The 14,198-nt window shown below is 73.1% G+C and carries 10 protein-coding genes; 5 read left to right on the forward strand and 5 right to left on the reverse strand.

Features of this window, described 5'->3' with window-relative positions; all coding sequences use genetic code 11:
• Window positions 1–193: 193 nt before the first annotated feature.
• Window positions 194–640, reverse strand: coding sequence for a GNAT family N-acetyltransferase (locus ACO229_RS17805; protein ID WP_397431633.1), 447 nt, complete (start codon window positions 638–640; stop codon window positions 194–196).
• A 45-nt stretch (window positions 641–685) separates the two neighbouring features.
• On the opposite strand from ACO229_RS17805, the gene ACO229_RS17810 reads away from it, so the two are divergent.
• Entirely contained in the window at window positions 686–2,173 is a 1,488-nt protein-coding gene (locus tag ACO229_RS17810) for an MFS transporter (protein WP_423462334.1), read from the forward strand.
• 15 nt (window positions 2,174–2,188) lie between these two features.
• Here the strand turns inward: ACO229_RS17810 and ACO229_RS17815 are convergent, their stop codons facing one another.
• The 3 genes from ACO229_RS17815 to ACO229_RS17825 form a co-directional block, all read right to left on the reverse strand.
• Window positions 2,189–5,851, reverse strand: coding sequence for an ATP-binding cassette domain-containing protein (locus tag ACO229_RS17815; RefSeq protein ID WP_423462335.1), 3,663 nt, complete (start codon window positions 5,849–5,851; stop codon window positions 2,189–2,191).
• Window positions 5,852–5,998: 147 nt separating this feature from the next.
• Window positions 5,999–8,209: an NADP-dependent isocitrate dehydrogenase gene (locus ACO229_RS17820; RefSeq protein ID WP_423462336.1), complete on the reverse strand. Its 2,211-nt coding sequence runs from the start codon at window positions 8,207–8,209 to the stop codon at window positions 5,999–6,001.
• A 152-nt stretch (window positions 8,210–8,361) separates the two neighbouring features.
• Complete coding sequence (locus ACO229_RS17825; RefSeq protein ID WP_423462337.1) at window positions 8,362–9,351, reverse strand: malate dehydrogenase; 990 nt, start codon at window positions 9,349–9,351, stop codon at window positions 8,362–8,364.
• 173 nt (window positions 9,352–9,524) lie between these two features.
• Between ACO229_RS17825 and ACO229_RS17830 the strand changes: the two genes are divergently transcribed.
• From ACO229_RS17830 to ACO229_RS17845, 4 genes are all read left to right on the forward strand, one after another.
• Window positions 9,525–10,496, forward strand: a complete 972-nt coding sequence (locus ACO229_RS17830) for an MIP/aquaporin family protein (protein WP_423462338.1) — start codon at window positions 9,525–9,527, stop codon at window positions 10,494–10,496.
• Between the two features lie 162 nt (window positions 10,497–10,658).
• Complete coding sequence (locus tag ACO229_RS17835; RefSeq protein WP_423462339.1) at window positions 10,659–11,417, forward strand: CD225/dispanin family protein; 759 nt, start codon at window positions 10,659–10,661, stop codon at window positions 11,415–11,417.
• Entirely contained in the window at window positions 11,414–12,376 is a 963-nt protein-coding gene (locus ACO229_RS17840; RefSeq protein ID WP_423462340.1) for a septum formation family protein, read from the forward strand. Before ACO229_RS17835 ends, ACO229_RS17840 begins: the two co-directional genes overlap by 4 nt.
• Before the next feature lie 63 nt (window positions 12,377–12,439).
• Window positions 12,440–13,594 (forward strand): septum formation family protein, encoded by a 1,155-nt coding sequence (locus ACO229_RS17845; RefSeq protein ID WP_423462341.1) that lies wholly within the window; start codon window positions 12,440–12,442, stop codon window positions 13,592–13,594.
• A 64-nt stretch (window positions 13,595–13,658) separates the two neighbouring features.
• Here ACO229_RS17845 and ACO229_RS17850 read toward each other — a convergent pair whose 3' ends face one another.
• Window positions 13,659–14,108, reverse strand: a complete 450-nt coding sequence (locus ACO229_RS17850) for a DUF3017 domain-containing protein (RefSeq protein ID WP_397410501.1) — start codon at window positions 14,106–14,108, stop codon at window positions 13,659–13,661.
• Between the last annotated feature and the right edge of the window lie 90 nt (window positions 14,109–14,198).

A 14,198-nucleotide genomic window follows, 5' to 3' on the forward strand; every position in this document is an offset into this window, starting at 1 on the left:
ATGCGCGGCTCCGGAGCAAGGGTGGCCCGCGGGGCTGCGTCACGGAGAGTAGGCATTGTCTACTCCCCGTGACAGGCCCCCGCGGGCCACGTTCCCTTACCCTGGTCGCGAGGGCGCGACCGCCGAGGACGTCAGGCGCGATGGCGAGGTCCGGCATCCCGGCCTGCCCCCGGTCACGACGATGCCGCCCGCGTCAGAGCGGGAGCTTGAAGCCCTCGTGCGACTGCTCGTAGCCGAGGCTCCGGTAGAACCGGTGCGCCTCCGGCCGCTGCTTGTCCGACGTGAGCTGGGCCAGCACACAGCCCCGCGCCCGGCCGCGCTCGTGGGCGTGCTCCATCATGAGCCGGCCGATCCCCTGGCCCCGCAGCGCGCTGTCGACCCGCACCGCCTCGACCAGCAGGCGCGACGCACCGTTGCGCGAGATCCCCGGGATGTAGGTGAGCTGCATGACGCCGATCACCTCGCCGTCGGACTCGGCGACGACCAGCTCGTTGTCCGGGCTCGCCACGATGGCCTCGAACCCGCGGACGTGCGGTTCGCCGTAGGTTCCGGTGCGGCGGGCGGCGACGGCGTCGTCGGCGATCAGCTCGACGACGCGCCGCAGGTCGGCGCGGACGGCGTCGCGGAAGGTGAGATCCATGCCGCCAACCCTAGGTGGGGCTGGTCGGGTGCTTACGATCCTCCTGTGACCACCTCCTCCGCGCCCGCGGCGCCCGACGGCGTCCCGGACGCGGCCCCGCGCAGCTCCTGGATCGCACTCGCGGTGCTCATCCTCGGCGTCTCGATGGCCCTGCTCGACACGACCATCGTGAACGTCGCCCTGCCGACGATCCGTACGTCGCTCGACGCCTCGGAGGGCACGCTGTCCTGGATCATCTCCGGGTACGCGCTCGCCTACGGCCTGGCCCTCATCCCCGCCGGACGGGTCGGCGACCGGGTGGGCCACAAGTGGGTGTTCGTCGTGGGACTGGCCGGGTTCACGCTGGCGAGCCTGTGGTGCGGACTCGCGTCGGGCGCCACCGAGCTGATCGTGGCGCGCGTGGTCCAGGGTCTGTGCGGCGGCATCTTCTTCCCGGCGGTGACCGCGCTGATCCAGCTGATGTTCACGGGCCGCACGCGCGGCCGGGCTTTCGCGGTGATGGGCGCGGCCATCGGGTTCTCCACGGCGCTCGGGCCGATCGTCGGCGGGCTGCTCATCGAGGCGTTCGGCGACGACGAGGGCTGGCGCTCGATCTTCTTCGTCAACCTGCCCTTCGGGCTGGTCGCCGTCGCCGCCGCGATCGTGCTGCTGCCCCGCATCATCGCCGGCGGCACGGCCCGCGGCGTCGACGCGCTCGGACTGGTGCTGGTCACGGTGGCGCTGGTCGCGATCCTCGTGCCGCTCATCGAGGGCGAGGACGCCGGCTGGCCGTGGTGGACCTGGACGTCCCTGGCAGGGGGCCTCCTGCTGCTGGTCGCGTTCGCGTTCTGGGAGCGCCGGGTCGCGGACCGCGGCCGCAGCCCGCTCGTCCCGCCGCACCTCTTCTCGCACCCGGCCTTCACCGGTGGCGTGGTGCTCGCGCTGGTCTACTTCGCGGCGTTCACGAGCATCTTCTTCACCATCTCGATCTTCTGGCAGACGGGCCTCGGGCACTCCGCCCTGGCCTCGGGCCTGGTGTCCATCCCGTTCGCCATCGGCTCGATCGTGGGAGCCTCGCAGAGCGAACGCCTGGCGCACCGGCTGGGCCGGCGCGTGCTCGTGATCGGGACCGGCATGGTGGCCCTCGGCCTCGTCTCCGTCTGGCTGGTGCTCTGGCTGGTGCCGACCGGCGACCTGAACCACTGGCACCTGGCCGCACCGCTCCTGGTCGGCGGCGTCGGCAGCGGCCTCTTCATCGCGCCGAACGCCCAGTTCATCGTGGCCACGGTGGACCGCGACGAGGCCGGCGCAGCGTCCGGTGTGATCGGCACGATGCAGCGCATCGGCTCGGCGGCGGGCATCGCCGTCGTCGGCTCCGTGCTGTTCGGGTCGCTCACGTTCCCGCCGGGCCGCCCGACACCGGACGTGGTCGCTGACGCGTTCGCCCACGCGGCCACCATGGCGATGGGCACCAGCGCCGCACTCTCGGTGGTGGCGTTCCTGCTGGTCTTCGCCCTGCCCCGGCGGGTCGACCCGCCCACGCCGACGGCGTAGGCGGGTCCGCCCGCATCAGCCCGCCAGGTGACCCCACCTCGGCGCGAGACCGGACCACGGCCCGACGTCGGCCACCTCGCCGTCGACCAGGACCACCACGCGGTCGGCGCGGGCCAGCGCGGCGCGCTTCGACGTCGCGCCCACCACCGTGGTGCCCCGCTCCCGCAGGGCGGCCCACAGCTCGATCTCGGTCGAGGCGTCGAGCGCGCTGGAGACGTCGTCCGCCAGCAGCAGCTCGGTGTCCGCGGCGAGTGCCCGCGCGAGCGCGAGCCGCTGCACCTGGCCACCGGACAGCCGGACGCCGCGGTGACCCACCAGGGCGTGCGGGCCGCCGGCGTCCGCCATGTCCTGGGCAAGGCGTGCGCCGCGGATCGGGCCCTCGAGGTCGCGCGCGTGGTCGAGCTGCACGTTGTCGGAGAACGAGCCCGACAGCACGCGCGGCACCTGCGCCACGTGCGCCACCTGACCGGGGCGCAGGAACGCCTGGGCGTCAGTCACCTCGGTCCCGTTCCACCGGATCTGACCCGTGTGCTCCATGAGCCCCGCCAGGGCGGACAGCAGCGACGACTTGCCCGATCCGACCTGCCCCAGAAGGAGCACGAGCTCGCCGCGCCGGATCTCCAGGTCGACGTCGGAGACCCCGATGGTGCCGTCGTCGTGCACGGCGGTGACGTGGCGCAGGTCCAGCCGGTCGAGCGGCTCACGGCGCGGTGCCTCCGGCGCCGGTGCGACGCCCGTCACCAGGTCCACCCCCGGCTGCCGCGACACCAGGTCGACCCCGCCCGCGAACCGGGCCGTCGCGACCTGCCACGCCCGGGTGCCCGGGGCCTCCGTGACGACCGCGCCCGCCACGACCCCGAACCAGGCGAAGCCGGTGACGGCGTTGGCGACCAGCAGCGTGGTGGCCAGGTCCCACCGGCCCGTGAGCAGGAATCCCCAGGCTGCGACGACGCCGAGGTACAGCGTCACCAGCGGCACCGAGTCGAGCACGGCCTGCACCCGGTGCTCGAAGATCGCCGCCTTCACCCGGCCGGAGTCCACCGTGCCCAGGTGCCGGCGCACGTCGGGCGTGCGGGCCGCGAGCTTCACCGTGCGCGCGGAGTCCAGGGCCGAGACGAGGGCGCGGCCGAACCGGGCGCGGGCCGCCGAGGAGCCTGCCGCGGACCGGCCTGCGATGGGCCGCCCGATGGCCGACGCCGCGGCCGAGACCACCATGACGGCCAGCAGCACGGCGCCGGCCGTCCACGTCCCGCTGATCAGCGCGGTGGCCGCCACGATCAGGAGCCCGTTGACGAAGTCGACCCAGCGGTCGGCGTACCGCACGAACCGGTCGGCGTCCATGGACCGGGCCACGACCTCGCCCGGCGGGGTGGCCGGCAGCCGGTACTGCCGGGTCTGCCCGTGCATCACGGACATGCGGATACGCAGCAGGATCTCGATCCACCAGCGCGGGTACACGCCCAGCGCACGGGAGATGAAGAGCGGCTGCACGATCAGCAGCAGCGCGAGCGCGACGAGCAGGCCGACCGGCAGCACACCCGACCCGACCTCCTCGACCGTGCGGCCCCACAGGTAGCCGCTGACCGCGCCCTGCGCCGCGACCAGGCTCGCCAGCAGGAACAGGACCGCACCGAACACGCCCCACTTCGGTCGCACGAACAGCGCGTGCAGCACGCCCCGCGCGAGACTCGGGCCGGTGCCGGGCTGCGGCAGGTCAGGCGGGGTCCCGGTCCGGCGCCGGCCGCCGACGGCGTCGGCCCCGTCGGTAGCGGCCCCGTCAGTAGCGGACCCGTCAGCACCGGCGGGGGTGGCGTCGGCGGTCGCAGTGACAGCCTGAGCACGCACCTCCGCCGCATCGACAGCGACGTCACCGGTCGCGGCAGCCGCCACGCCGTCGTCGCCGGAAGCCCCGTCGAGCGACCCGTCGCTCGCGCCTGCCTCCAGAAGCGTGCGGAACGGACCGGGTGTGCGCGCGAGGGCGGCGCGCCGTCCCTGCTGCACCACGCGTCCGTGATCGAGCACCGCGACGAGCCCGGCGCGCTCGATGGTGCCCAGCCGGTGCGCGATGAGCACGCCGGTGCGCCCCGTGAGCAGCCGGTCGGACGCGGCCACGACGCGCGCCTCGGTGAGGGGGTCCATACGAGCCGTGGCCTCGTCGAGCACGACGAGCTGCACGTTCCGCACGAGGAGCCGCGCGAACGCGACCAGCTGCTCCTCCCCCGCGGACAGCGTGGTGCCGCCCGGTCCGAGGAGGGTGTCGAGGCCGTCAGGCATGCCCGCGACCCACTCGGTCAGGCCCAGCTCACGCACGGCACCCTCGACGTCGTCGCGCGGCACATCCGCGAACAGGGCGATGTTCTCCGCGAGAGTGCCCGCAAGGATCTCCGTGCGCTGCGTGACGACGCCCACGGCCCCGCGCAGCTTCTGCAGGTCCAGGTCGCGGACGTCGACGCCGCCCAGGAACACCGACCCCGGCTCGGGCTCGACAGCGCGCGAGAGCAGCGCGGCCAGCGTCGACTTGCCCGAACCGGTGCGGCCCACGAGGGCCACGGTCTCACCCGCGGGCACCGTGAGGTCGACGTCCGACAGCGCGAACGTGCCCTCGGCGTAGGCGAAGCTCAGGTCGCGCAGCTCGAGCTCGAGCGGCCCCTCCGGCACGTCCCGTCCGCCCTCGGGCTCCGGCTCCACCGCGAGCATCTGGCGGATGCGGAGCACGGCGCCGAGGCCCTCCTGGATGTCCGGCAGGTGGTGCACCAGGTTGTCCATCTGCCCCACGAACATGGCCGTGACCAGGAAGAGCGTCACGAGCTGGTCCACGGACAGCCCACCGCCGGACGCGACCACCGCGCACGCCACGGCGGTCCCGGCCAGCAGCGCGTACATCACCAGGCCGGCCCGGCGCAGCAGCCGCTCCTCGACCCGCACCACGTCCTTGAACTTGCGGTGCACGACCGCCGAGAGCTGAGCGACCCGCCGCACCGCGAACGCCTGCCCCAGGCTGGTCCGCAGGTCGTTCCGAGCTGCCACGGCCTCCTCGAAGGCGGCGGCGTGGTCGGTCCACGCGGCCTCCTCGATCACCTTGCGACGCGCGATCTCACCGAGCATCGGCCGGGTCAGCAGCGCGACGAGCACGCCCAGCACCGGGAAGAGGAACCAGGCGGGCCACCAGGTGATGCCCGCGACGATCCACATCGGCACCGTGCCCACGACGGTGCGGCCCGCGCTCCAGAGCTGGCGGCGCACGAGCGTGCCGACGGCGTGCGTGTCGTCGTCGACCCGGTCCAGCACCTCGCCGACGGCCTGCTCCGAGAGCGTCGCCAGCGGCTGACGCAGGGCGGCGCTGAGCAGGTCGCTGCGGAGCTTGCCCTCGGCGCGGTCCACGACACCGGCCCAGACCACCTGGCCGACGCCGTCGAGCACCGCGCCGCCGACCACGCACGCGGCGAGGAGCAGCAGCCCCGCGACGGTCGCGTGCGCCGCGAGCTGACCGGCCGCGGCCGTGCCCAGGGCCTGCCCGACGGCGCCCGCGGTGAGGGCGAGCAGCGCCACCACGGCGGCCACGCCACGCAGGCGGCGCCAGTCCAGCCGGCGCGCAGGGTCGTCCGTCAGCACGCGGGCAGGGGGAGGCGACGCCTCGGGAACGGGCGAGGTCTGGGGAGTCTGTGGCGCGTCGATCATCGTTTCCTGAGGCTACGTCGAGACACCGACAGTCCCTGCCTCTTTTTCGCACCGGGCGACCAACGTCACTCCCCGTCCGCCCTCACGTGTCAGGCCCCCAGGTCACCGGAGCGACCTGAGGGCCTGGCACGTCGGCGGAGGCCGGCGTCAGAGGGACGCGAGCGCCTCGTTGAACGTGGTGCTCGGGCGCATCACCGCGGTCGCCTTGGCGTCGTCCGGACGGTAGTAGCCACCGATGTCGGCGGCCTTGCCCTGGACGGCGAGCAGCTCCTCCACGATCTTCTCCTCGCCCGCGCCCAGCGCCTCGGCGAGCGGCTTGAACGTGGCGGCCAGCTCGGCGTCGTCGGACTGCGCCGCGAGCTCGCGGGCCCAGTACAGGGCGAGGTAGAAGTGCGAGCCGCGGTTGTCGATCGTGCCGAGCTTGCGGCCCGGGGACCGGTCCTCGTTGAGGAACGTGCCGGTGGCGCGGTCGAGGGTGTCGGCCAGCACCTGCGCCCGGGCGTTGCCCTCGCTCACCGCGAGGTGCTCGAAGGACGCGGCCAGTGCGAAGAACTCGCCCAGCGAGTCCCAGCGCAGGTAGTCCTCCTCGACGAGCTGCTGCACGTGCTTGGGCGCGGAGCCGCCGGCACCCGTCTCGAACAGGCCGCCGCCGTTCATCAGCGGCACGATCGAGAGCATCTTCGCCGACGTACCGACCTCGAGGATCGGGAACAGGTCGGTGTTGTAGTCGCGCAGCACGTTGCCGGTCACCGAGATGGTGTCCAGGCCCTGGCGGATGCGGGCCAGCGAGAACGCCGTCGCCTCTGCCGGGTCCATGACGTGGATCTCGAGGCCCTCGGTGTCGTGCTCCGGGAGGTACTGCTCCAGCTTCTGGATCAGGTTGGCGTCGTGCGCACGGCGCGAGTTCAGCCAGAACACGGCGGGCGTGTCCGACAGCCGGGCGCGGGTGACGGCCAGCTTGACCCAGTCGCGGATCGGGGCGTCCTTGGTCTGGCAGGCGCGCCAGACGTCGCCGGCGTGCACGTCGTGCTCCATGACGACCTCGCCTGCGCCGTTCACGATGCGCACGGTGCCGTCGGCGGCGATCTCGAACGTCTTGTCGTGCGAGCCGTACTCCTCGGCGGCCTGCGCCATGAGGCCCACGTTCGGGACGGAGCCCATCGTGGCCGGGTCGAGGGCGCCGTTGGCACGGCAGTCGTCGATGACGGTCTGGTAGATCCCGGCGTACGAGGAGTCGGGGATCACCGCGAGGGTGTCCGCCTCCTCGCCGTCCGGCCCCCACATGTGGCCGCCGATGCGGATCATGGCGGGCATCGAGGCGTCGACGATGACGTCGGACGGGACGTGCAGGTTGGTGATCCCCTTGTCGGAGTTCACCATGGCCATCTTCGGGCCGTCGGCCAGCGCGGCGTCGAACGCGGCGCGGATCTCGTCACCGTTCGGCAGCGCCGCCAGGCCGGCGAAGATGCCGCCCAGGCCGTCGTTCGCCGACAGCCCGGCGGCGGCCAGGTCCTGGCCGTACTTCTCGAAGACCGGCTTGAAGAAGGCCCGCACCACGTGACCGAAGATGATCGGGTCCGAGACCTTCATCATCGTGGCCTTGAGGTGCACGGAGAACAGCACGCCCTCGGCCTTGGCCCGCTCGATCGACTCCGCGAGGAAGGCGTCCAGCGCGGCGGCGTCCAGGAACGTGCCGTCCACGACCTCGCCCGCCAGGACCTTCAGCCCGTCCTTGAGGACGGTCACCGTGCCGTCGGCGGCGACGTGCTCGATGCGCAGGGTGTCGTCGGCCGGGATGATCACGGACTTCTCGTTCGAGAAGAAGTCGTCGTGGCCCATCGTCGCCACGTTGGTCTTCGAGTCGGCCGTCCACGCACCCATGCGGTGCGGGTGCGCCTTCGCGTAGTTCTTGACCGACGCCGGCGCGCGGCGGTCGGAGTTGCCCTGGCGCAGCACCGGGTTCACGGCGGAGCCCATGACGCGGCCGTAGCGCTCGCGCGCGTCCTTCTGCTCGTCGGTCTCGACGCTCTCCGGGAAGTCCGGCAGGTCGTAGCCGAGGGCCTGGAGCTCGGCGATGGCCGCCTTGAGCTGCGGCACCGACGCCGAGATGTTCGGCAGCTTGATGATGTTGGCCGACGGGTCGTTCGCCAGCTCACCCAGCTCGGCGAGCGCGTCCGGCTGGCGCTGCTCGTCCGTGAGGCGCTCCGGGAACTGCGCGATGATGCGGCCGGCGAGCGAGATGTCGCGGGTCTCGACGTCCACACCGGCCTTGGCCGCGTAAGCCGAGACGATCGGCAGGAACGAGTACGTCGCCAGAAGCGGGGCCTCGTCCGTGTGGGTATAGATGATGGTGGACATGGGTGTGGCTGACTCCCCGGGTTAGTGGAATGTGCCGATCTCTCGATATCAAGATACCTGAGGCGGCGCGCCGCCCCGGAATCGCGAGACGCACCTCACGCCCGACGCCCCGGCCGCCCGGGCCGCTCCGGCCGGGCGTCCGGGGCGTCAGGTCAGATCAGCCCCAGCGAGCGGACGGCGTCGCGCTCCTCCGCGAGCTCGGCGACGCTCGCGTCGATGCGGGCTCGCGAGAACTCGTCGATCTCCAGCCCTTCGACGATCCTCCACTCACCGCTGCCGTCCGAGGTCACCGGGAACGAGGAGACGAGCCCCTCCGGTACCCCGTACTCGCCGGAGGACCAGATACCCGCCGAGGTCCAGTCGCCGTCGGGCGTGCCGAGCGTCCAGTCGCGCACGTGCGCGATGGCCGCGTTCGCGGCCGACGCCGCCGACGACGCCCCGCGGGCCTGGATGATCGCCGCACCGCGCTTGGCGACGGTCGGGATGAAGTCGTCCGTCAGCCACGCCGTGTCGGCCGCGACCTCGGCGCCCGGGCGACCGCCGACCTCGGCGTGGAACAGGTCGGGGTACTGCGAGGCGGAGTGGTTGCCCCAGATGGTGAGCTTGCGGATGTCGGCCACGGGGGTTCCGGTCCGTGCGGCGACCTGGGAGAGTGCGCGGTTGTGGTCGAGCCGGGTCATGGCGGTGAACCGCGTCGCGGGCACGTCGGGTGCGTTGGACGCCGCGATGAGCGCATTGGTGTTGGCGGGGTTGCCCACCACGAGCACGCGGACGTCGGCGGCGGCGCCGTCGTTGATCGCGCGGCCCTGCGGGCCGAAGATACCGCCGTTGGCCTCCAGCAGGTCGGCGCGCTCCATGCCCGCGCCACGCGGGCGCGCACCGACCAGGAGCGCCACGTTCACGCCGTCGAAGGCCTTGGCCGGGTCGTCGAAGATGTCGACGCCGGCCAGGGTCGGGAAGGCGCAGTCGTCGAGCTCCATGGCGGTGCCCTCGGCGGCCGCCACGGCCTGCGGGATCTCGAGGAGGCGGAGCCGCACGGGGGTGTCCGCGCCGAGCATCTCGCCCGCGGCTATACGGAAGAGGAGCGCGTACCCGATCTGGCCAGCGGCTCCGGTGACGGTGACATTCACGGGTTCAGTCATGGCCCCACTCTTGCATCGACGGGGGCCATACGCCCAGCCCTCGCGCATCATGAAGAAAACGCCTGCGTGGATTCAGGTTTTGTTCAGGCGGGTAATGGCAGGATGTGCGCGACATCGCACGCACGCCGCCTCGACGCGCACCCGACGGTGCGCCACTGAAAGGATCTGACTTCATGTCCCAGGACCTCGCCGCGACCAGCGGCGTCACCGAGGTCGAGGAGGAGCGGACGCCGAGCCTGCTCTCCCGCCTGCTCGCCGAGACCTTCGGCACGTTCCTGCTGACGCTCGTGATCGTGGGTGTGCTCGTCTACAGCCCGCTGAACACGGTCGGCGGGCTCGGTGTGGCGCTCGGTGGGGCGTTCGCCTACATCGCGGGTGCCGCGGCCGTCGGCCGCGTCTCCGGAGCGCACTTCAACCCCGCGATCTCGCTGGGTGCCTGGCTCGGCGGGCGCATCTCGATCTCCAGCATGTTCAGCTACTGGGGTGCGCAGCTCGTGGGCGCGATCCTCGCGGCGGCCGTGCTGTTCGCGACCGTGCCGCAGCCGCTCCTGACGCTGCTCGGCAAGGAGAGCACGCCCGACGCCTTCGACTCCGCGGTCAACGGCTTCGCGCAGAACTCTCCGCTCTACCTGCAGACCCAGGGCCAGGCGCAGTTCGACTGGCTCCCGGCCCTGCTGGTCGAGGTCATCATCTCGGCCGTGCTCGTCGGCGTGTACCTCGGCGTCAACGACCCGCGGAGCAAGGTCGGCTACGCCCCGGTCGCCGTCGGCAGCGCCATCGCCGCGCTCACCCTGGTCTCGTGGTTCGTCACCAACGCGGGCATGAACCCGGCCCGCTCCACGGCCGCCGCGCTCTTCGCCAACAGCTGGGGCGCCGACGGCTCCGGCCGCCAGCTCTGGCTGTTCTGGGTCGCGCCGCTCGTCGGCGCCGCCCTGGCCGCGCTCTTCTACCGCGCGTTCGGCTCGGCCGAGGCCGAGGAGGAGCTCGAGGACCTCGACGAGGACGACGACGAGGACGATGACGACGAGTCCGTCGTCGAGCCGGCCGCCGCCGAGCCCGCTGCGGCGCCCGCCACGACCCCCGCTGCCGAGGAGGCCGCGCAGGAGTCCGCGGAGCCCGGGAAGAAGACCGACGACAAGGCCTGATCCCGCAGCACTCGCACGACGACGGGGCCGCGCTCTCCTCCGGGGGGTGCGGCCCCGTCGTCGTGCACCGGGAACCTGCCCGGCCCGTGCCACCGGGTGAACTCCCCTCACGATCCGGTCACACCGCCCGGGAGCGCGCGGGACACCTGGTAGATATCAGCCGTGACCGCTTCCCCACCCCCTGCCGACGTCACGCCCGGCACTCTCCAGGTGCCCGTGCACCGCGGCTGGATCGTCGCGTCGATGGTCTTCTTCTGGCCCCTGGCGATCCCGGCCGTGCTGGCCGCGAACCGGGCCGCCCGCGCGCTCGGCGCTGGCGACGGTACGACGGCGGAGGCGGAGGCGGACACGGCGCGTGGCCTCGCCCGGGTCGGCGTCCTGGTCGGTGCGGTCGCCGCCGCCCTGGGCCTCGCGACCTACGTGACGCTCGCCGTGCTCGGCGTCCGGTACGGACCGGAGCTGCTGGGGCTCGCCGACGCACCGACGGCGACCGCGGCACCCGACTCGTACCGCACGGCCGCCGCCCCGGTGCGGGAGGCCATCAAGGTCGAGCCGCTGGAGCTGCAGACGGGCGACTGCTTCATGGCCCCGGACTGGGACTCGGAGTGGGCGATGATCGACGTCATCCCCTGCAGCCGCGCACACGACGGCCTGGTGATCGACGTGACCGAGCACCTCTACGACGAGTTCCCTGGCACCACGGCCATCGAGGACGACGTGTGGTACGAGTGCTGGCCGCGGTACGAGGACTACACGGGGATGCCGACCGCGTCGGACTCGCCCGTCTGGACGTTCCAGCCCGACGCCGAGGACTGGCGGGCCGGCGGGCGCACGAGCGTCTGCTTCGTCGAGGCGCTGTACCCGGTGGAGGGCGAGCTCTCGGCGCACCCGCAGGTCCTGGTGAAGGGAGCCACCTCGTGAGCGGCCACGACCTGCCCCCGCTGGTCCCGCCAGACGGCACCGCGCCCACCCCGGACGGCCCGGGACCCGCCCGGCCGCTCTTCGCGGAGCCCGCCCCGCCGTACGCCTCGGGCTCGCGTCCCTCCGGCGCCCACACCCCGGGCCCGTACGCGCTCGCTCCCGGCGTGCCTGCTCCCGGCGTGCCTGCTCCCGACGCCGCCGGACCGGCGCCCTACCACCCGGTGCCTCGCCCGCCCGCGCCGCCGTCGTCCGGCATCGGGTGGACGATCGTCGCCCTGCTGTCGTGGTGGCCGTTCGGTCTCTGGGCCTACCCGCACACCCAGCGGGCCACGCTCGCCCTCGCCACCGGGGACCTCGAGCAGGCGTCCGCCGAGGCGGCAAAGGCGCGCCGGGCCGGCATCACCGGCCTCGTGTGCACGATCGTGGTCAGCCTCGTGCTGACGGTCGCCATGCTGGTCGGCTTCGTCGCGCTCGTGCTCTGGGGCGAGTCCCGGCTCGGCCCTCCGGAGTCCGCGACCAGCTACGTGGCCGACAACGAGCCCGGTTCGGGCCCGGCCGACGGGACCAGCGTGTGGGAGCTGCGCGAGGGCGACTGCTATCTCACCGACGGTCTGACCGACGTGGTGCGGACCGTCGCCGTGGTGCCGTGCGACGAGCCGCACGGAGGCGAGCTGTACGAGGTCACGTACATCGCCGGCGGGGCGCTCCGGGAGGACTTCGGCACGACCTACCCCGACTATCCCGGCGACCCGTGGATGGCGGAGCACGCCGACGAGGCCTGCCGTGCCGCGCTCGCGAAGGCGACCGGCGGCCCGGCCGACGGCGCGGGCCTGCACGTCTGGCACACCGCACCGGACGCGTGGGACTGGCGTGCGCAGGACCGCCGGATCGCGTGCCTCGCCGAGTCCGAGACCGACGTCGTCGGCCCGGTCGGCGACCATCGGGCGAACGGCGGCTGACCAGCAGGGACGACGTCGGGCAGGCTTCCGTCGCGAAACCCCGCACCGCTACGATCGCGCATCATGGCCGACTCCACGCAGCCCTCCCCCGACGCCGACGTACCCGAGCCGCAGGTCACGGCCGCGTCAGCGGCGCCGGAGGGGACAGACGGGACGGGGCGTGCGGAAGCGGACGGCGCGGAGGCGCGAGCCGACACGACGGGCCACGCGGGGACTGAGGCCGAGACCGACACCATCGGCACCGACGACGACGCCCCCACCGGCCCTTCCTCGACGCGGGTCGGCTGGGTCGTCGCGGCCTTCCTCTTCTTCTGGCCGCTCGCGATCCCCGCGCTCGTGCTCTCCATGCGGACCGCCGAGGCCAACGGCACGGGCAGCTTCCGCCGCGCCAGGAAGTCGTCGGTGCACACCCTCGACTTCGCGCTCGGTGCTGTGACCACGGGCGTGGTCGGCCTGGTCGCGCTGGCGATCGGCATCGTGGCCGCACCCACCTACGCGTCGTCGCTCCCGCCGGGCGTCGTCGCGGCGGCCCGGTCGTTCGTGCCCCCGGCGCTGGCCGGCCCGCTGGGCATCGGGACGCCCGACGGCGGCGTCGCCCCGACGTCGACCGCCGCACCGTCCGGCGACCCGTACGCGGACGACCCGTACGCCGAGGATCCGTACGGAGGGGACCTCTCCGCGCAGGACCCGTACGCCCAGGACCCGTACGGGGACGACCAGTCCGCCGAGGACGCCGGCGAGGGCGGGTACGGCGAGGACCCGGCCGACGGCACCGACACCGGCACCTCCCCGGAGGACGGCGGCGCGGCGGACCCGGGGCCGGACACGACGGCCACGTCCGGCGCGGAGATCCCCGACCTGGAGGTCGGCGACTGCTTCGACACCAGTGCGACGTCCGGCCAGTCCACGCTGTACCGGATCCCCGTGGTGTCCTGCACCACGGCGCACGGCGGCGAGATCTACGCGGAGACCACGGCGGACGACAGCCTGGCGAAGGACGGCGAGGCGCCCACCCAGCAGGCGCTCTGGGACGCGGCCGACGCCTACTGCTACCCGCAGTTCGCGAGGTTCGTGGGGCTGCGCTGGGCGCGGTCGGAGCTGCTGTACTGGCCCATCGCGCCGTCGGAGGAGAGCTGGGCCGAGGGTGACCGGCGCATCCTGTGCGTCGTCGAGTCGGAGACGCCGGTGACGGGAACGCTGCGGGACGCCGAGCGCTGACCCGTCCGGCGGGAGCCGGGAAAGGCCGGGCGGGCCGGACGGGGAAGAACCAGAGGAACGAGGCTCAGATGCTCGGCGTCGCCACCGCGAGGATGCCGATGAGCACCGCGGTCGAGCCGTAGAGCACGATGTCGATGGTCCGCGTGCGGATCACGAGGCCGACCGGGCTGTCGAGCACCGCGCGGAAGATCGCGCAGACCACGAGCACCACGCCGATGCCGATCGCCCCGGCTCGCGCGCCGGCGACCATGCCGAGCAGGACCGAGAGCACGACGCCGCCGAGCACCATCCAGATCGCGAGGTTGCTGCGCTGCAGCTCCGGGAGCGTCATGTCGGCGGCCTCGCCGCTGGCTGGCTCACTACGGTCAGGCTCCCGGGTGGTCGTCGTGGCGGCCCCGGCCAGGCCTGCCTGTCCGGCGCGTTCGAGCGTAGCGGTTCCGGCGGGGCCCGGCTCGAGGAGCGTCGTGGCGCCACCCGGTGCGCCGGGGGCGGTCCGCGTCTCACTGAGATCCACGGCACGAGAGTACAACCGAAACGTCGCGATTCAGGAGAGCCGTGACCTGCTTGCAACCAGAATGCCAGCGCGTTCCCAGGTTGGCGGCCT

The sequence above is a fragment of the Promicromonospora sp. MS192 genome, assembly GCF_049532985.1.
GTDB lineage: Bacteria > Actinomycetota > Actinomycetes > Actinomycetales > Cellulomonadaceae > Promicromonospora.